Annotated in this window: 10 protein-coding genes; 3 read left to right on the top strand and 7 right to left on the bottom strand. The window is 71.6% G+C overall.

All coding sequences use genetic code 11. The features are described 5' to 3' along the window. Positions 1–97: 97 nt before the first annotated feature. From LXT23_RS36635 to LXT23_RS36620, 4 genes are all read right to left on the bottom strand, one after another. Positions 98–5,740, bottom strand: coding sequence for a DUF6982 domain-containing protein (locus LXT23_RS36635; RefSeq protein ID WP_456106855.1), 5,643 nt, complete (start codon positions 5,738–5,740; stop codon positions 98–100). Between the two features lie 125 nt (positions 5,741–5,865). Beyond that, positions 5,866–7,233 carry a peptidase MA family metallohydrolase gene (locus tag LXT23_RS36630; RefSeq protein WP_253985067.1) on the bottom strand — a complete coding sequence of 456 codons (1,368 nt, stop codon included), beginning with the start codon at positions 7,231–7,233 and terminating at the stop codon, positions 5,866–5,868. Positions 7,234–7,305: 72 nt separating this feature from the next. Beyond that, the gene (locus tag LXT23_RS36625; RefSeq protein WP_253985066.1) at positions 7,306–8,523 is read right to left on the bottom strand and encodes a threonine ammonia-lyase; all 1,218 of its coding nucleotides are present in this window, start codon (positions 8,521–8,523) and stop codon (positions 7,306–7,308) included. Between the two features lie 105 nt (positions 8,524–8,628). Then, positions 8,629–9,858, bottom strand: coding sequence for a Glu/Leu/Phe/Val family dehydrogenase (locus tag LXT23_RS36620; protein WP_253985065.1), 1,230 nt, complete (start codon positions 9,856–9,858; stop codon positions 8,629–8,631). Positions 9,859–9,957: 99 nt separating this feature from the next. On the opposite strand from LXT23_RS36620, the gene LXT23_RS36615 reads away from it, so the two are divergent. Beyond that, a complete protein-coding gene (locus LXT23_RS36615) occupies positions 9,958–10,464 on the top strand; it encodes a helix-turn-helix domain-containing protein (protein ID WP_253985064.1) in 507 nt (168 codons plus the stop codon). Between the two features lie 40 nt (positions 10,465–10,504). On the opposite strand, the gene LXT23_RS36610 is transcribed toward LXT23_RS36615, so the two are convergent. After that, positions 10,505–12,976, bottom strand: a complete 2,472-nt coding sequence (locus LXT23_RS36610; RefSeq protein ID WP_253985063.1) for a DEAD/DEAH box helicase — start codon at positions 12,974–12,976, stop codon at positions 10,505–10,507. A 68-nt stretch (positions 12,977–13,044) separates the two neighbouring features. Here LXT23_RS36610 and LXT23_RS36605 point away from each other — a divergent pair, with 68 nt between their 5' ends. Together LXT23_RS36605 and LXT23_RS36600 are read left to right on the top strand one after the other, a co-directional pair. Further along, entirely contained in the window at positions 13,045–14,157 is a 1,113-nt protein-coding gene (locus tag LXT23_RS36605; protein ID WP_253985062.1) for an RNA polymerase factor sigma-32, read from the top strand. A 95-nt stretch (positions 14,158–14,252) separates the two neighbouring features. Continuing rightward, positions 14,253–14,807, top strand: a complete 555-nt coding sequence (locus LXT23_RS36600; RefSeq protein WP_253985061.1) for a hypothetical protein — start codon at positions 14,253–14,255, stop codon at positions 14,805–14,807. Between the two features lie 13 nt (positions 14,808–14,820). Here LXT23_RS36600 and LXT23_RS36595 read toward each other — a convergent pair whose 3' ends face one another. Together LXT23_RS36595 and LXT23_RS36590 are read right to left on the bottom strand one after the other, a co-directional pair. Further along, positions 14,821–16,389 carry a beta-ketoacyl synthase N-terminal-like domain-containing protein gene (locus LXT23_RS36595; RefSeq protein ID WP_253985060.1) on the bottom strand — a complete coding sequence of 523 codons (1,569 nt, stop codon included), beginning with the start codon at positions 16,387–16,389 and terminating at the stop codon, positions 14,821–14,823. Between the two features lie 19 nt (positions 16,390–16,408). Then, complete coding sequence (locus LXT23_RS36590) at positions 16,409–17,866, bottom strand: DUF6250 domain-containing protein (RefSeq protein WP_253985059.1); 1,458 nt, start codon at positions 17,864–17,866, stop codon at positions 16,409–16,411. Positions 17,867–17,891: the final 25 nt, after the last annotated feature.

Here is a 17,891-nt window from a genome sequence, read left to right as displayed (position 1 = left end):
CCCACGCGAGTGGGGGCCCCTCTTTCACGTTGCGGGCTGTGACTTCGCGAGACGGCGCGCGCCCGGAGCACGGTGGCCCCGGGCGCCGCGGAGGACTTCAGCCCTCCGCCACGGCCTGCACGCTGGAGCGGTAGATGAAGATGCGGGCGGTGTTGGTGCGCTGGTCGGCGGGGATGACGAAGAAGCCCGGGTTGGCGCCCTTGAAGTCCTGGGAGAAGCCCGCGACCTGGCGGCCGTCGTTGAAGGTGACGCGAATCTTCTGACCCTCCGCCTGCGGCTGGCGCGAGCCGGCGGTGAGCATGAAGAAGATGGCCTTCACCCGCTTGCCGGGAATCTGCTCGGGGGCGAAGCCGCTCTGCTGCTCCAGGGAGATGACCTCGTCGAGCAGGTCCGCGTCGCGGATGGTGCCGCGCTTCACCTGGCCTTCGACGGTGTGGATGATGACGCGGTGCTCACCCTCCACGAAGGAGGTGATGGGCGCCGAGTCCACCTCGGCCTGCTGGGCGAAGAGCGGCTCGCGCGAGGCGAGGACGTTGGAGGCGACCTGGACGGGCGGCGCGGGGACCGGAGCGGCCGGCATGGCGACGGGAGCCCGGCCGGCCGCGGTGGCCGCCACGGCATACGCGACAGGCGCGGGCGCGGGGACGACGACCGGGGTGCTGGTCGAGGGCGTCCTGGGCAGCGGGGCGGCGATGGCGGGAACCCTCGCGGCGGGGGGCGGAGGCAGCGGGACGGCCGCGAGCGGAGGCTCGACGGACTCCTCGACGAGGTCGATTTCCGCCATCTCCGTCTCGAGCTCCACGGGGACTTCTTCCACCTCGAGGGGCGCGGCCGGCGGGGCCTCGAGGCTGACCTCGACGGCGGGCTCGGGCTCCGGCTCGGAGAAGTCCTGCGACGGCGAGCCGAAGGGAGTGCCACCGGACTGCCACGACGGCTGCGCTTGAGCGGCGTGCTCCTGCTCCCAGGGGACGTTCTCCGCCTGGGCGGGGGCAGCGCCCCAGGCCGGCTCCGGCTCCACGGGCGTGGCCTCGAGCATCGGCTCCGCTTCGATGGGGGCGTCGCTCCACTCGGCCTGCGCGGGCGCGGCCGTGTCGGTGAGGGAGATCTCCTCCGACGGTGCCTCACTCCACTGCGCGGCGGCGGGCTGCGCGTTCCATTCCGGCGCGGGCTCGGCCTCGGCCGTCACCCACTCGGGCTGGAGCTCCTCCACCGGGGCGGCCTCGGCGACGGGAGCGGACTCCCAGCTGGACGTGGGCTGCGTGTCGTTGGGGGACCAGCCGGACGCAGGCGTCTCGGTGGACGACGCGCTCCAGTCAGAGGAGGTGGCGGGCTCGGCGGTTTCGGACCACTCGGAGGCCGGAGCGGCCTCGGCGGTGGGCGCGTCCCACTCGGCCTCAACGGCGTCGGGAGAGAGCTCCTCCACGGGAGTCGCCCACTCGGCCTGGACGGCCTCGGGCGCGACTTCCTCGGCGGGGGTGGCCCATTCAGCCTGGACGGCCGGCGCCGCTTCTGCGGTGGGCGTGGACCAGTCCGTCTCGACGGCCTCGGGCGCAGCTTCGGCCGTGGGTGCGGACCATTCGGTCTGGACAGCCTCGGGCGCAACTTCCTCGGCGGTGGCGGACCATTCGGTCTGGACGGCCTCGGGCGCGACTTCCTCGGCGGAGGCGGCCCATTCGGTCTGGACGGCCTCGGGCGCGACTTCCTCGGCGGATGCGGACCAGTCGGTCTGGACAGCCTCGGGCGCAGCTTCAGCCGTGGGCGTGGACCAGTCGGTCTGGACAGCCTCAGGCGCAGCTTCAGCCGTGGGCGCGGACCAGTCGGTCTGGACGGCCTCGGGCGCGAGCTCTTCAGCGGGCGTGGCCCACTCGGCCTGGACGGCCTCGGGCGCGAGCTCTTCAGCGGGCGCGGCCCACTCGGCCTGGACGGCTTCCGGAGCCAGCTCTCCAGCAGGTGTGGCCCACTCGGCCTGAACGGCCTCGGGAGCAATCTCCTCGGCAGGCGTGGCCCACTCGGGCTGAGCCGCAACCGGTGCGGCTTCGGCGGTGGCCCACTCGCCCTGGACGGCTTCCGGCGCGAGCTCTTCGGCGGGAGTGGCCCACTCGGCCTGCGCAGCCTCCGGATTGGCCTCGGCGGGCGTCGCCCACTCAGACTGCGCGGACTCGGGAGCAGCCTCGATGACAGGCGTCTCCCATTCGGCCTGAGCCGCGTCGGTCTCAGGCGCGGACCAGTCCGTCTGCGCGGGCGCAGCGGCGAGGCCTTCGGCGGACGTGGCCCACTCGGGCTGGGCCCCTTCGACGCTCTGCTCCGGCTGCGCGGTCCAGTCAGACTGCGCGGCCTCGGGCGTGAGCTCCTCGGCGGGCGTGGCCCACTCGGGCTGAGCCGCTTCGGCGGCCTGCTCCGGCTGCGCGCTCCACTCCCCCTGCACGGCCTCAGGTGCGGCTTCTTCCGCCGTAGCCCACTCGGGCTGGGCCGCGTCGGCCGACTGCTCCGGCTGCGCCGTCCACTCGGCCTGCACGGCCTCGGGGGCAAGCTCTTCCGCGGGCGTGGCCCACTCGGGCTGAGCCGTTCCAGAGGCCTGCTCCGACTGTGCGGTCCACTCCGCCTGTGCCGTCTCGGGCGCGGTCTCCTCGATGGGCGTGGCCCACTCGGCCTGGGCCGCTTCCGCGCTCTGCTCCGGCTGCGCGCTCCACTCCGCCTGCACGGCCTCGGGAGCGACCTCTTCGACCGGCGTGGCCCACTCGGGCTGGGCCGCTTCCACTGGCTGTGCCGACGGCGCTTCCCACCCGGACTGGCCTGCCTCGGGCGTCGCCCACGTGGGCTGCGCCTCGGGCGTTGCCTCGTTGACGGGCGCAGCCTCCTCGATGGGCGTGGCCCACTCGGCCTGGAGCTCGACGGTCGCCGTCTCTCCCGAGGCGCTCCACTCGGACTGCGCGGCCTCGGCGGTGGCCGGCGTCGCATCCGCCGTCATGGACGGAGACTCGGAAGCCGAAGCCCACTCTGGCTGCAGCTCGATGGGCGCGTCCTCTGCCTGCGCAGCGGCCTCGGTGCTGGACGCAGCTCCGGTGCCCTCGGGCGAGGCGGCCCATTCAGCAGCCGTGCCCGCGTCGACTCCGGAAGACTCGGTCGAGACCCACTCGGGCTGGAGCTCGATGGAGGCCGCATCCTCGGCGGGGGTGGCCCACTCGGACTGCTCCGGGGTGGAGGTCTCGTTCCAGGCGGCGCCGGTCGCCCCCATCTCCGCGGCGAACTCCGCGTTGCTCGCGAGCGGAATCGCGTCGGACTCGGCCGCGGGCTCCGCGCTCCACTCGGTGCTGCCCTGGAACTCGTTCGACAGCGGCACGGCGCCGGTCTCGATTTCGGGCTCCGCGCTCCAGTCCGTGGTGGCGGCCGCTTCGTGGTTCGCGAGCGCCAGACCGCGATCGTCCGTGGCCGCGAAGCGGCTGTACTCCACGAACTCCCCAGCGGGCGCGAGAGGAACAGCCTCCTCGGGGTTGCCGCTCAGGTCGAACATCTCCTGCGCGGAGGGCGTGCCCACGTACTCACGCGAGACGGGTACCGGGTCTCCAGCGAGCGCGAGGGTGTCCGCCTGAAGGTCCGGGCCCACCTGCACCGAGCGGAGCTCGAGCGAGGGAACCCCCGCGGTGGCGAACAGCGAGTTCGTCGTCGCCAGGGGCGCCTCGGGCTGCACCTCGGTGCCGAGGTCGGCCACGTCGAACGTGGGGGGCTCCGCGCTCTCGGCGGTGGCCTCCCAGGCGCTGCCGGGAGCCGACTCCACGTCCATGACGTCGAGGGACGGCTCCTGCGCGGACGCCAGTCCTTCCGCAGCGGCGGAGTCCGTCACCTCGGTGGCCGTCAGGTCCAGCGTGGGGACGTTCTCCTCGGTGCCAGCGGCCTGGGCGGCCGTGGACTGCTCGCTCATGTCCGCGGCTTCGAGCGAAATCTCCTCGGACGAGGCCGGCGTGCCGGCGTCCCACGTCGCGCCCGCCTCGGCGGACGGAGCCGCCTCGGTCATGTCGGACGCATCGAGCGAGATCTCCGCCTCGGGCGACGGCGCCTCGGTCATCTCGGACGCGTCGAGCGCAATCTCCGCCGGACCGTCCAGCGACTCCGGAGCGGCCTCGCTCACGTCGGACGCGTCGAGCTCGAGCGGCTGCGCCTCCAGCTGGCCCGGAGCCGCCTCGGTCATGTCGGACGCATCGAGCGCGAGCTCAGGCGTCTGCGCCGTCAGGCTGTCCGACGCAGGCTCGCTCATGTCGGACGCATCGAGTGCGAGCTCGGGCGTCTGGGCCGAAGCCGACTCGCTCACCTCGGACGCATCGAACGTGAGCTCGGGAGTCTGGGCCGGCGCATCCTCGCTCATGTCGGACGCATCGAGCGCGAGCTCGGTGGAAGGCTCCGCGTCAGCGGGAGTGCCCGCATCCCAGGCGCTGGCCGCCTCCTCCTGGCTCGCGGCCTCGAACATGTCCGAGGCATCGAGCTCCGCGCCCGCCGAAGCAGTGTCGGCGGAAGAAGCCTCGCTTGCGTCGAGCGCGCCAGGGTTCGCCTCCGCCATCTCCGCGACGTCGATGATGTCGCTCGCGTCCGACGACTCCGCCTGCGCGGACTCCACGGCGAGCGGAGCGGATGCCCACGCCTCGTCCATGGGCGCGGGAGAGGACTCCTCGGCCAGCATCGGCTCGCTCTCGGCCGTCGCGTCGAGCAGCTCCACCTCGGACGACGACACCTCCAGCTCGGCCGAGGCGAGCTCGACCTCTTCGGAGGCCGCCGTCTCGACAGGCGCATCCGGCGTCGACTCGACCTCCATCGACAGGTCGGCGAACGACGCCTCCAGCGAGGACTCCGGCTGGGCGGCGGAAGGAGCCTCGGTCTGCTCCGGGGCGCCAACGGACGAGAAGTCCAGCTCGGACGAGAGCTCGGCCGGGGCCTCCTGCGCGGCCTCGGTGTCCTGCGCCCCAGCGGCCTGGCCACCCAGGTCCGAGCCGAGGTCCGCGAACGACGCGGACGGGTCCGGCGTGGTGTCCTCGGGCGCGACTTCCGACTCCGTCACCTCGAGCACGTCCTCGGACGAAGAGGCCTCGTCGCCAGCCAGCTCTGACCGCGCTTCCAGCGTCTCGTGCGTGGAGTCGCTGGCCGGCTCGGTGACGGCGGCGGGCATCCACGGCGCGGGCTCGCTGAGCGCGGGGATGTCGATGTCGTCCGTGCTGAGGTTCAGCGGATCCTGCTCGGGAGCCGGGGGCGCGTAGCCCGTGTAGGGCTGCTGCGCGTAGCCGGCATAGGCCTGCTGCTGCGCGGGGTCTACCGCGTAGCCCTGCGCGTTCGGATCGTACGCGCCCTGCTGCGGGTAGCCCGCATAGGCCTGGGCGTTCGGGTCATAGCCCTGCTGCGCGTAGTCCTGGGCCGTGTACGGGTACCAGTTGCCGTCATCGGCGTAGTAGCCCTGGGGCTGCTGCGCGGGGTCGACGGGGTATGGGTACCAGTTGCCGTCATCGGCGTAGTAGCCCTGGGGCTGCTGCGCGGGGTCGGCGGGGTAGGGGTACCAGTTGCCGTCATCGGCGTAGTAGCCCTGCGGCGCGGCCTGCTGCTGCCACGCGGACGCGTCGGCCACGGCGGGAGCGTCCTGAACGCCCAGGAGTCCGCGCAGCTCGCTCCAGCGAGCCTCCTCCACTGGAGACAGGCTTCCCAGCTTCCGCTTCTCATCCAGGAAGCGAAACTCTCTCATCGCCGCGCGCGTGTCCGACATCCGTCACCTTGCTGCGAACAGCGTACGACCCGGCTACTGCCGCAGCGTGAATGGGGGGGCTGCGAGTGTAGGGGACTCCCCCGGAGGGGTAAACCAATTGGCCCAGGCTCGGCTGGCAGGTCCCTCTACTGGAGGGCGTCCCGAACCTCCTTGTCCAGGGCCTCCAGGCTCAGCTCGTAGTGGCTCTTCAGGGAGGCTTCGAAGCTCGTGCCCTGGCCCACGTCCCGGATGAGGGTGAGGAGCTTGGCCGTCCCACCCTGTCGCACCAGCTCCCGCACGGCGAGTGCGGACACCCCATAGGCGATGCCCGGGTTGCTGGTGGAGATGAGGGGCCGCCGGGCCAGGTCCTCCAGCTTCGGCAGCTTGCCGGCCTTGGCGGCGCCGGTCATGGACGTCTTCAGCGGCCGGGGCGGGTCATCGCCGCCCAGGTAGCGCCACTCGACGTACTCGGCCAGGCCCTCGTTGAGCCAGATGGGGACGTTGTGGCCAGAGCCCCCGCAGAAGTCGTCCACGGCGGCGTGGACGTACTCGTGCACCAGGGTGGCCTTGGTCATCTGCGTCAGCTCGGCGGCGTCGTTGATGCGGATGGCGTTCTCCGAGTAGAGCCCCGCCACCCCGCGTGCCGTGCGCGCGCCGAAGTGGGTACTGAACTCGGCGAGTGTGTAGAGGATGACATCCACGGGCGCCTGGCGCACCTCGCCGAGGATGCGGCGCGTGAAGTCGTAGGCCTCGTCGAGCGCGGAGACGACCTGTCCCTCGTATTCGGCGCGCTGCCCGAAGTCGCGCTCGTTGTTGAAGTAGCGGATGACGAAGCGGCTGTTGGCGCGCGTGCGCATGCCGCCCGGGCCGGTGCTGGACTCGTAGGTGAGGCTGGCCGGGCGCGTGTCGCCGCGGCTGGCACCGCCGCCCGCGGGGACGGCTCCCGTCTTGCCGTTGATGCGCTGCTCCAGGCGCTCGGCCTCGCGCCGCGCCGCGCCCTCCTCGCTGGTCTTCGCGCGGGCCTGCTGGATGAGGCGCTTCGCCTCGGCGCCCTCCTTCGAGCGGGGCGGCACCTTCTCCAGCACCGCCAGGGCCCCGGCGGAGTCCTGCTCCTCCAGCAGCAGCCGGCCCAGCTCCAGGCCGAAGCTGCCGTCCTTCGGGTGGCGCTCCAGGCCCTTGCGCAGGGCGGCCTCCGCGGCCGCGCGCTGGTCCGTCTTGCGCGCGGAGCGCGCCAGGCACCGCAGCGCCCCGGCGGACTCGTCGTACACCGCGGCGCGCTCTCCCAACGAGTACGCCATCACCGCATCGTCGCCCAGCAGGGCCTCGCAGCCCTTGAGCAGCGCGGCGGAGATGGTGCGCCGCTGCGCCTCCGGCACGCCCGAGACGTCACCGGAAGCGAAGGCGAGGTACAGCTCCTCCCAGGAGCCGCTGGCGGCGAGCTCCCTGGCCTTCTGGGCGGACGGGGGCGGGGCGGCGGCGAGGAGGAGGGCGGCGAGCAGGGCACTGGAACTCATGCCCTCCAGTATGGCCGAGCCCCCGAGCGCGGACGCAAGCCCCCCTCCCTCCCTCGGGGCGACACCCCCTCGTTACTTCCGGGCGACCTGGATGCCCTGGTTGCGCAGGGCCTGCTCCAGCTCCTCGATGTGGGCGGGGCCGGTGGTCTCCAGCGTCACCTCCACCATGGCCTCGCCCAGCCCCGCCTTGGAGAAGGCGCGCTCGTGATGGATTTCCACCACATTGGCCCGCAGCTCGGCCACCTGGCTCGTGAGCTTCGCGAGCATGCCGGGCCGGTCCGGCAGGCGGACCTCGAGCTGCACGAGGCGCCCGGCCCTCACCAGGCCGCGCTCGATGATGCGGCTGATGACGTTCATGTCGATGTTGCCGCCGCTGAGGATGATGGCGGTGCGCTTGCCCTTCGCCTGGGGCACGTCGCCGGCGAGCAGCGCGGCCAGGCCCACCGCGCCCGCGCCCTCCACCACGCTCTTCTCCTGCTCCAGCAACGTGAGGATGGCCGCCGCGATCTCCTCCTCGTCCACCGCCACCACGTCGTCCACGTACTTGCGCACCATGGGGAAGGTGAGCTCGCCCACGCGCTTCACCGCGATGCCGTCCGCAATCGTGGTGCCCGCGGCCGTGAGGTCCACCAGGTGGCCGGCCTCCACCGACGCCTTCATGCTGGCGATGGTGGCCGTCTGCACGCCCACCACGCGGATGCCGGGCTTCTTCTCCTTCAGCGCGCAGGCGACGCCGGAGATGAGCCCGCCACCGCCGATGGGCACCAGCACCACCTCCAGGTCCGGGCACTGCTCCAGCAGCTCCAGGCCAATGGTGCCCTGGCCGGCGATGACGAGCGGGTCGTTGAAGGGGTGGACGAAGACCGAGCCCTCCTCCTTCTGGATGCGCAGCGCCTCCGCGTAGGACTCGTCGAAGTTGGAGCCCTTGAGCACCACGCGCGCCTTGTACTCGTCACGCGTGCGCGACACCTTGATGAGCGGCGTGCGCTCCGGCATGACGATGGTGGCCTTCACCCCCAGCTTCAGCGCGTTGAACGCCACGCCCTGCGCATGGTTGCCGGCCGACGCGGCGATGACGCCCCGGCGCCGCTCGTCCGGGGTGAGCGACAGCAGCTTGTTGAGCGCGCCGCGCTCCTTGAAGGCGCCGGTGCGCTGCAGGTTCTCCATCTTGAAGAACACCGCCGCGCACTCGGTGCGCTCCGTGAAGTAGTCCGACTGCGGGCACGGGGTGGGGCGGATGGCGTCGCGCAGCCGCTCGCGCGCGGCCAGGATGTCCTGGAGGGTGACCATGGGGCCGCGTGTAGCGGAAGCGCGCCCCGGGCGGAAGAGACAGCCGCCCCTTCGCCCGGCTGGGCACGTCCTCCCGGCCACACCGGGCGGACGTGGCGGGGTGCGTCAGATGCCGCGCAGCACGGTGGCCTTGCCCACCCGGCCGATGGCCAGGATGTAGGCGGCCGTCCGCATGGAGACCTTGCGCGAGCGGGCCACCTGGGCCACGCGCTCGTAGGACTCCTTCATCGTCTTCTCCAGCTCCGCGTTGACGCGCTCCTCCTCCCACGACAGGTGCTGGAGGTTCTGGACCCACTCGAAGTAGCTCACCGTCACGCCGCCGGCGCTGGCGAGCACGTCCGGCACCACGAAGATGCCGCGCTTCTCGAAGATTTCGTCCGCCTCCGGCTGGGTGGGGCCGTTGGCGCCCTCGATGATGAGCTTGGCGCGCACCGCGTTGGCGTTGTCCTTGGTGAGCACGTGGCCCAGCGCCGCGGGGATGAGCACCTCGCAGTCCGCCGTCAGCACGTCGTCATTGGTGCACGCCGCGCCGCCGCCGAAGCCCGACACCGTGCCGGTGCGCTTCACGTGCTCGAAGAGGGAGGGGATGTCCAGGCCCTGCGGGTTGCGCACGCCGCCCAGCACGTCCGAGACGGCCACCACCACGCCGCCGTCCTCCCAGAGCAGCTGCGCGGTGTGGCTGCCCACGTTGCCGAAGCCCTGGAGCGCGAAGCGCGTGCCCTTCACCGGCAGGCCCAGGTCCCGCATGATTTCACGGCACACGTAGAGCAGCCCGCGCCCGGTGGCCGCCTCGCGGCCCTTGCTGCCGTACAGCTCCAGCGGCTTGCCCGTCACCACCGCCGGCGAGTGGCCGTGGTAGCGCGAGTACTGGTCCATTATCCAGGCCATCACCTGGGGGTTGGTGTTGACGTCGGGGGCGGGGATGTCACGCGTGGGGCCGATGACGTCCTGCACCTGGTCCACGAACTTCCGGGTGAGCCGCTCCAGCTCCTTGATGGACAGCTGCGACGGATCACAGGCGATGCCGCCCTTGGCGCCGCCGTACGGCACGTTCACCACCGCCGTCTTCCACGTCATCAGCGAGGCGAGCGACGCGCACTCGTCCTGGTCCAGCCGCGGGTGGTAGCGCAGGCCGCCCTTCATGGGGCCGCGGCTGTTGTCGTGCTGGATCCGGTACCCGAGGAAGGTGCGAATCTCCCCGGAGTCCATCTCGATGGAGACCTGGACCTTCACTTCGCGCAGCGGCGTGGCGAGCAGCGTCTCGATGGGGGTGCCCACGTCCATGATCCGCGCGGCCTTGCGGAAGAAGTAGTTGGTACCCTCGACGGCGCTCATGGCTCGGAAGACTCCTGAAGGCGGCGGGCCCGAAGCACGAGGGCCTTCACCGCGCGCGAGACCTTAACAGAAGGGGTGCGCTACCATAGAAAACGCCCTATGCCCCCCGGCCCGCCAGAGGCTTCCCACGTGAGCGGACACCTGCAGGGCCTGGCCCGGCGCATCCGCGCCCTGCGGGAGCGGCGGGGCCTCACGCAGGAGGACTTCGCCGCCCGCTGCGGCATCTCCGTGTCCTTCGCGTCCCTGCTGGAGCGCGGCGAGCGCAGCCCCAGCTACGAGACGCTGCTCCAGGTGGCCACGGCGCTGGAGCTGCCCCTGTGGGAGCTGCTGCGGCTGGACGACGCGCAGGACGCCGGCCTGCACCGGGTGGAGGCCTTCGTCCGGGCCCGCCACCTGTCGCGCGCGGACCTGGACCGGCTGCTGGCGGTGGCGGAGCTGCTGTTCTGCGAGGACGCCGCGCCGGTGGCAGCGGCGCCACCGACCGAGTCCGCCCGCTGCGTCGAGGCCGACTGCGTCCGGCCGGTGCTCGCCCGGGGCCTGTGCACCGCCCACTACCACCGGGAGCGGCGCAAGAAGGCGGCCGGCGCGAGCACCGCCAGCGGCTGAGCTGGCTCCGAGCCTCGCGGAGAGGCTGGAGCCTCTCCCGCTACTTCTTCTTCGCGCGCTCCACCTTCAGCGCCCGGTCACCGTGCAGCTTGCCGTGGGTGGCCTCGAAGCCCGCCACGTCCTCGTCGGCGACGAAGACGTACGCATACGTGGGGCGCAGGTCCATGCGCACCACCTTGCCGGCGGGGGCACCCGCGGCCTCCAGCGCGGCGGTGACGCCGGCCTCGTCCAGGCCGTCCTGCCGGCCCAAGCCCACCCACAGGCGCGTCTGGCCCGGCAGGTCCGGCATCGACTCGGTGCGCGGCCGGCGCTCCTCGCGGGAGCCACGCGGGCGGTGGCGCTCCACCTTCAGCGCCTTCTCCCCGTGCGGCTTGCCGTTGAGGGCCTCGAAGGCGAGCGCGTCCGCCTCGGCCACGTAGGCGTAGCCGTAGGTGGGCCGCATCACCACGCGCAGCACCTTGCCGGCGGGGGCGCCCGCGGCCTCCAGCGCGGCGGGCAGCTTCGCCTCGTCCATGCCGTCGTCGGTGCCCAGGTTGGTCCACAGCTTCGCCTCGCCGGGGCCCGCGTCCGGGGACGGGGGCGGGCGGGGCGTGGCCTCGCGCTCGGTGCGCGGCTTGCTGCGCTCCACGCGCAGCACCTTGGTGCCGTGCTGCTTGCCGTTGACGGCCTCGAAGCCGGCGGCGTCATCCTCCGCCACGAAGACGTACGCGAAGGTGGGGCGCAGCTCCGCGCGCACCATCTTCCCCAGGGGCGCGCCCGCGTCCTCCAGCGCCGTGGCGATGCTGCCCGGCCCCAGGCCGTCCGCCGTCCCCAGGTTGACCCAGAGCTTCACCTCGCCCGGGCCGGCCTCCAGGGCCGCCGCGCCGCGGGCGCCTTCGCCACGCTCGCGCCGCGGCTCGTCCCGCCGGGGCCGCCGCTCACGGTCCGGGGACTCGGCGCGCTCCGGACGCTCGGTGCGCTCCGGACGCTCGGTGCGCTCCGGCCGGTCCGCCCGCGCGGGCCGCTCGCGCCGCTCCTCGCGGTCGCCCCGCCGCTCCCCGCCGCGCTCGCGACGGTCGCCGCCACGGCCACGGCCTTCCTTGCTCTCGTACGTGCGCGGCTGGGGCGGCTCGCGCCCCTCGGCCGCGAAGGCCGCCGCCGCCTTCTCCATGCGCAGGTGGCTGAAGAAGTACTTCAGCAGGAAGGCGATGAGGTCGTCCGCGTCCGGGCGCGACTTGAGCTGCGAGGCCAGGGGCAGGAAGCCCTCGAAGATGGACCCGCTGGCCGCCTCGTGGATTTCGCGCACGTGGCGCTCCGTCCACAGCCGCATCGCCTCCTCGGGCGCCGGCATCTCGCGCATCTCGAACTTGATGCCGAACTTCTTCTCCAGCGTGGTGAACGTGGCCAGCTCGCGGCCGGAGAAGAGGTTGATGGCGGTGCCCTTGTTGCCGATGCGGCCCGTGCGGCCCACCCGGTGCAGGTACACCGCCGCGTCCTCGGGCAGCGAGTAGTTGATGACGTACTCCAGCCCGGAGATGTCGATGCCGCGCGCCGCGATGTCCGTGGCGACCATGAAGGCCACCTCGCCGCGCTTCACCTTGCCCATCACCCGCTCGCGCTCCTTCTGCGGCAGGTCTCCGTTGAGCAGCTCCGCGTCGAAGCCGTTGCGGTTGAGCACCGCCGTCACCAGCGCCGTGTCATCCCGCGTGTTGCAGAAGATGATGGCGTTCTGGGGCTCCTCCTTCTCCAGCACGTAGATGAGGTGGCGCGGCTTGGGGAGGGCTTCCGACACGTCGTAGCGGATGTGGTGGATGTGCTCCACCGTGAAGACGTCGCCGGACAACAGCAGCGTCTCCGCGTTCGTCGTGTAGCGGGCGATGAGGTTCTGGATGTCCGTGGGGACGGTGGCGCTGAAGAGCAGCACCTGCCGGTTCTTCGGAAGGCGGTCGAGGATGCGGGTGACCTCCTCGAAGAAGCCCTGGTTGAGCATCTCGTCCGCTTCGTCCAGCACCGCGTGGTCACACCCGTCCAGCTTCAGGTTGCCGCGGTTGATGTGGTCGAACACGCGGCCGGGCGTGCCCACGATGATGGGCGTGCCCTCCTCGAGCGCGTCCTCCTGCTGCTTCATGGAGGCGCCGCCGTAGATGGCCGCCACCTTCACGCCCTTGTACTTGGAGAGTGACTTCAGCTCCTCCGCCACCTGGATGGCCAGCTCGCGGGTGGGGCAGAGGATGAGGGCACGGACCTTCTTCTCGTCAGCGGGAATCTTCTCCAGCAGGGGCAGGCCGAAGGCGGCCGTCTTGCCAGTGCCCGTCTTGCTGCGGACGATGAGGTCCCGGCCTTCCATGGCCGGCTGGAACGCGCGGGCCTGGACGGGGGTGGGGTGGGTATAGCCGACTTCCGCCAGCGCGCGGCGGAGTGGCTCGGAGAGGTTCATGTCGTCGAAGCCGATGTCCGCGACGTACTCGGCGGGACGCGTCGGGGCTTCGTCAGGCGCCGGGGTTCCCGGCGTGGGCTCTTGGATGTCGCTCATCAGGCATGGGCATAGCCCCTGCATTACGCTCTGGCAACAATCGCGGCACTTTGGAGTATGGAGCGCCCATGGCGAATGGGAGGAAGAGAACCAAAGGGACGACCCCCCGGTCCCGTGCGAAGCGGCCTGCGGCCCCTGGCACCGCCGAGGCGGAAGTGCTCGAGCCGGAGGGCGAGGAGGCCCAGGCCGAGGCGGCGACGGACCCGGACGCCCTGGAGCCGGACCCCGCCGAGCTGGCGGAGGTGGAGACCGAGGCGGACGTCAGCGGCCCCATCGTCCCTCCCAAGGCCCTGGCCCGGGTGGGGGAGTCGGGGCTCACGTCGAGGGACCCCCTCCAGGCCTACATGGCGGAGGTCCAGCGCCACCCGCTGCTGACGCGGGAGGAGGAGCTCCAGCTTGCCCGGCACTACAGGGACACGGCGGACGTGGGGGCGGCCTACCGGCTGGTGGCCTCCAACCTGCGCCTGGTGGTCAAGCTGGCGCACGAGTACCACCGCAACCCGCTGTCCCTGCTGGACCTGGTCCAGGAGGGCAACATCGGGCTGATGCAGGCGGTGAAGAAGTACGACCCGGAGCGGGGCGTGAAGCTGAGCAGCTACGCCGCGTGGTGGATTCGGGCCTACATCCTCCGCTACATCATGGACAACTGGAAGATGGTGAAGCTGGGGACCACCGAGGCCCAGCGGAAGCTCTTCTTCAAGCTGCGCCAGGAGCAGGAGAAGCTCATCTCCCAGGGCTTCGAGGCCAGCCCGAAGCTGCTGGCGGAGCGGCTCAACGTCACCGAGCAGGACGTGGTGGAGATGGACCAGCGCCTGGGGCACGACGAGATGTCCATCGACGCGCCGCTGCGCGCGGATGACGACTCGGGCGCGACGCGGGCGGACCGGTACCTGCCCTCCGGGGCCATGCCCGCCGACGAACGGCTGGGTGCCGAGCAGCTCAAGGCCCTCTTCCGCGAGAAGCTGGCCGAGTTCGCCCGCACCCTGGAGGGCAAGGAGCGCTACATCTTCGAGAACCGGCTCACCTCGGACGAGCCCCTCACGCTCCAGGACATCGGCGACAAGTACGGCGTCAGCCGCGAGCGCGCCCGCCAAATCGAGGCGGCCCTCATCAACCGGATGCGCGAGTTCATGCGCGAGCACATCCCCGACTTCGACCTGGTCGCCACGCCCAAGGGCTGACGGGGGCCCGCTCCGAAGGCCCCGGGCCTTCCGCCGGGCAGTCGCGGTATGCTGGGTTTCCGGACTCGTTTCGTCCGGAACCCAGGGGGCGTCGAATGTACCGCTTCACCCGCATCGCGGGAGTCTGTCTCGCCGTCGCCACGCTGGCGGCGCTCACCGGCTGCTCGGGCACGCTGCGCGAGAACTACCAGCGCGACCTGGCGGCCAACCACGTGTACCGCAAGGAGCTGGCGGAGGTGTGGCCCCACGTCCAGGCCACCCTGCGCGACAAGGGCTACTCGTGGCGGGAGAACCCCGGCAAGTACGTGCTGGAGACGGAGTGGCTGGACTCGGGCGGCGGCACCCTGGGGCCCGTCTCCTCGTCGCGCTTCCTCGTGGAGGGCGTGCGGCACACGAGCGGCGGCTGCGTCCTGCGGGTGATGCGCGGGGACCGCATCAGCCAGGACATCGGCGTGGGCTACACGGACGGCAGCAAGGTGCGCACGCGCGCGGACCTCCAGGAGTCCCTGCAGGGCAACGGCGGGCGCGGGAAGCTGCCCACCGAGCAGCGCTACGCCAGGGACCTGGAGCTGGAGCTGGAGCTGCTCCAGCGCATCGACCCGGAGGGGGCCGCGAAGCTCGAGGAGGACGCGAAGCGCGCCCACCCCTGAGCTTCGCGCCGGCCTACTTCTTCCAGGGGCGCGAGATGACGCAGGCGTTGATGCCACCCACGCCCATGGACAGCTTGCCGGCGCAGCCCGCGGGCGCGTCCACCGGCTCGTTGAAGACGAAGCGGCCGTGGACGCGCGAAATCTGCTTGTTGAGCTCCGCCTGCTTCAGCGGCGTGGGGTACACCTTGCCCTGGCCGTAGCCCAGGTACTGGGCCGTCAGCTCCCAGCCGCCGCCCGCGGACATGCCGTGGCCGAAGGTGCCCTTGCGCGCGGTAATCAGCACCGTCTCGGGCAGCACGTCGCGCAGGTTCTGCACCTCGAGGAAGTCGCCCGGGGTGGCGGTGGCGTGCAAATCCCAGCTGCCCAGGTCCTCCGGAGACAGGCCCGCGCCGGCCAGCGCCTCGCGGATGGCCAGCGTGGGGCCTTCCTTGGACGGGGTGATGATGTGGTCCGCGTCCGCGGTGACGCCCACGGACACCGGCTCCATGCCCAGCGGCTTGAAGCCCTTCGCGGTGAAGTGCTCCAAGTCACCCAGCACCCACACCACCGAGCCGCCCGCGATGTGCGTGCCGCGCAGCGCGGTGAGGGGCTTGGAGACGGCGGCGTCCGCGGAGATGACGCGGGCGTTGTAGAAGCCGCCCACGACGAGTGGCGTCGGCGGCGGGTCCGTCATGCCCATGACGACGGCCTTGGCCTGGCCCAGTTGAATCGCGTTGATGGCCAGCCGCAGGCCGTAGCCGAAGGACGAGCACGCGGCCACCGGGGCGAACGTCATGCCGGTGATGCGGCCCATCATCGAAATCTGCGAGGCGGGCGTGTTGTGGATGTTCCACAGCACGTTGGAGGAGACGGCGTTCCACGGCGGCTCCGGCGACATCCACTTCTTCTGCAGCCGGGCGTTGCGGGTGCGCTTCTCCTTGATGACGGCCAGCTTGGCGGACTCGACGTCGCCGTCTTCCGGCACGCCGATGGCCTCGATTTCCCGCAGCTCCGACAGGTACTCGCGCAGCTCCACGGAGCGGCCGGCCCAGAAGTGCCACCAGGCGTCCTCGGCCTCGTCGCGCGTGGCCTCCTCCGTCGTGGAGGGCTCGGGGGGCAGGCCCGGCAGAGGCTCGCGCGTCTCCAGCCACTGGCGCATGACGCTGTTGCGCTCCGGGGCCGCCCAGAAGCGGTCCCACCGGCGCTGCGCGCGGTACAGGTCCAGGGAGATGGACTGGACGGTGGGCAGGTCGCCCAGGCCGGTGCCCACGTAGACGTGGGCGCGGGGACCCAGGGCCTGCAGCTCCTGCTCCAGCCCGGGGTTCTGCGCGAGCGACTGGATGAAGGCGCCGATGGCGAACTGCGTCGGCTGGCCCATCTTCCGCTCGAGCTGCGAGAAGCGGCTGCCCGGGAAGCGCGCGTCAATCCAGGGCTTGTAGTCGGCCAGCTCGAACTCCGGCATGCCGACGAGGAAGTTGTCCGGCCCGAAGCCGTTGAAGGGAGACAGCCAGCTCTCGGCGGAGGAGAGATTCCGCTCGAAAGCTTCGATGTTCCTGGACTTGGGGGCGACGACGCCCCAGCCGAAGATTCCTACTCTGCGCACGTGTGGCTTTCCTTGGCCGCTAGGGGGAGAGCGGCTCAATCTTCAGATTGTCGAAGTGCACGCGGGTCTTCCAGCCCGAGAAGCCGAAGAACTGGTTGCGCGGGCCTTCCAGAGGAGCGGGGTCCTGGAGGGTGAGGAAGGGCTGGCCATCCAGCTCCCACGCGAGGGCACCGCCTCGGCGGGTGAGCTTGAAGTGGTGGCGCTTGCCGGGGACGACGGCGGCGCCATTGCGCACGGCGCGGTCGTTGGTGTGCTCGTGCTGGCGGGCAATGGCGGACTGGGTGTTGCGCCAGCCGCCGAAGATGAAGACGTAGCCGGTGGCGGTGTACTGCAGGCGCAGGTCGCCCGCGTAGAACGACTTGCCGTCGCCCCAGGCCTCCACCTTGATGTCGCCCTGGGGGTCTTCCGTCCAGGCGTCGAACTCGATGGTGGCGTTGGTGGGGATGGGCTGCTTGAGCCACACCGGGCGGTTGTGGATGAGCTCCACCACGAGGGCGCCGTTCTCCAGCTTCACCGCGGAGGGGTTGGTGACGTTCCACGCGTCACCCAGCGTGGCGCGGTCGAAGTTGTCCGCGTAGGGGCCGGGGGGCGGCAGCGGCGCGCGCGCCACGGGGGCGGGGGCCGGCATGCGGTCGGGCGTGTCCACGCGCAGGTTGTCGAAGAAGATTTGAGACTCGTTGCCGGACAGGCCCAGCCGGTCCAGGCCCTCGCCCTTGAGGGGGAACGGGTCGTCCAGCTCCAGCACGGGCTCGCCGTCGATGGACCAGCGCAGCAGCGTGCCGCGGCGCTCGATGCGCCAGTGGTAGGTGCGGCCGGCCTGCACGGGGTTGCCGCGCGCCTCGACGCGGACCTTGGTGTCCGGCTTGAAGACGCCGGTGTCCACGAGGTCGGCGCCCTTGCCGCCGCCGGACTCGGCGACGCGGGCGGCGCGGCGCCGGAGCGCGTCCAGCGTGGGGGCATTCACGTCCTGGCGGGCGAGGACGGACATGGAGTTGTTCCACCCGCCCTGCACCAGCACGTAGCCGGAGGACGGGTCCACCCCATTGCCGAACAGCTCCACGCGGATGTCGCCCTCCGGGGGCTCGGACCGCACGTCGAACTCGATGGCCACGTCGTCCGGCAGCGGGGCCTGGAGCCACAGGGGGTTGTTCTTCACGCCCGGGGCCAGCAGCTCCCCATTCACGGTGCGCCAGAAGCCGCCGGTGGAGAACCAGTCCCGCTTCACCACGGCCGGGTCGGAGAAGTCCTGCGAGTAGGGCACCGCCGCCGTCACCGCCGCGTCGCCGCGGAAGAGCGCGTAGTGGATGAGCGGGAACTGCATCAGGAGGATGAGTCCCGCGAGGATGGCCCAGCCCTTGCGAGACAACCCCTGGGGCTTTACCCACGCGTCGGGCACGGGGGCGGCTTCCTGCCGGGGAGCGGGCTCCGGGGGGGCTTCCTGCTGCTTCTCCTTCTCCTTGCGCCTGGCCTGGCCCATCAGTCCTTACGGGGGGATTCCGGGG

Source organism: Pyxidicoccus xibeiensis, assembly GCF_024198175.1.
Classification (GTDB): Bacteria; Myxococcota; Myxococcia; order Myxococcales; family Myxococcaceae; genus Myxococcus; species Myxococcus xibeiensis.
Note: the sequence above shows the minus strand (reverse complement) of the source record. Positions and strands in the feature narration are given on the sequence as shown.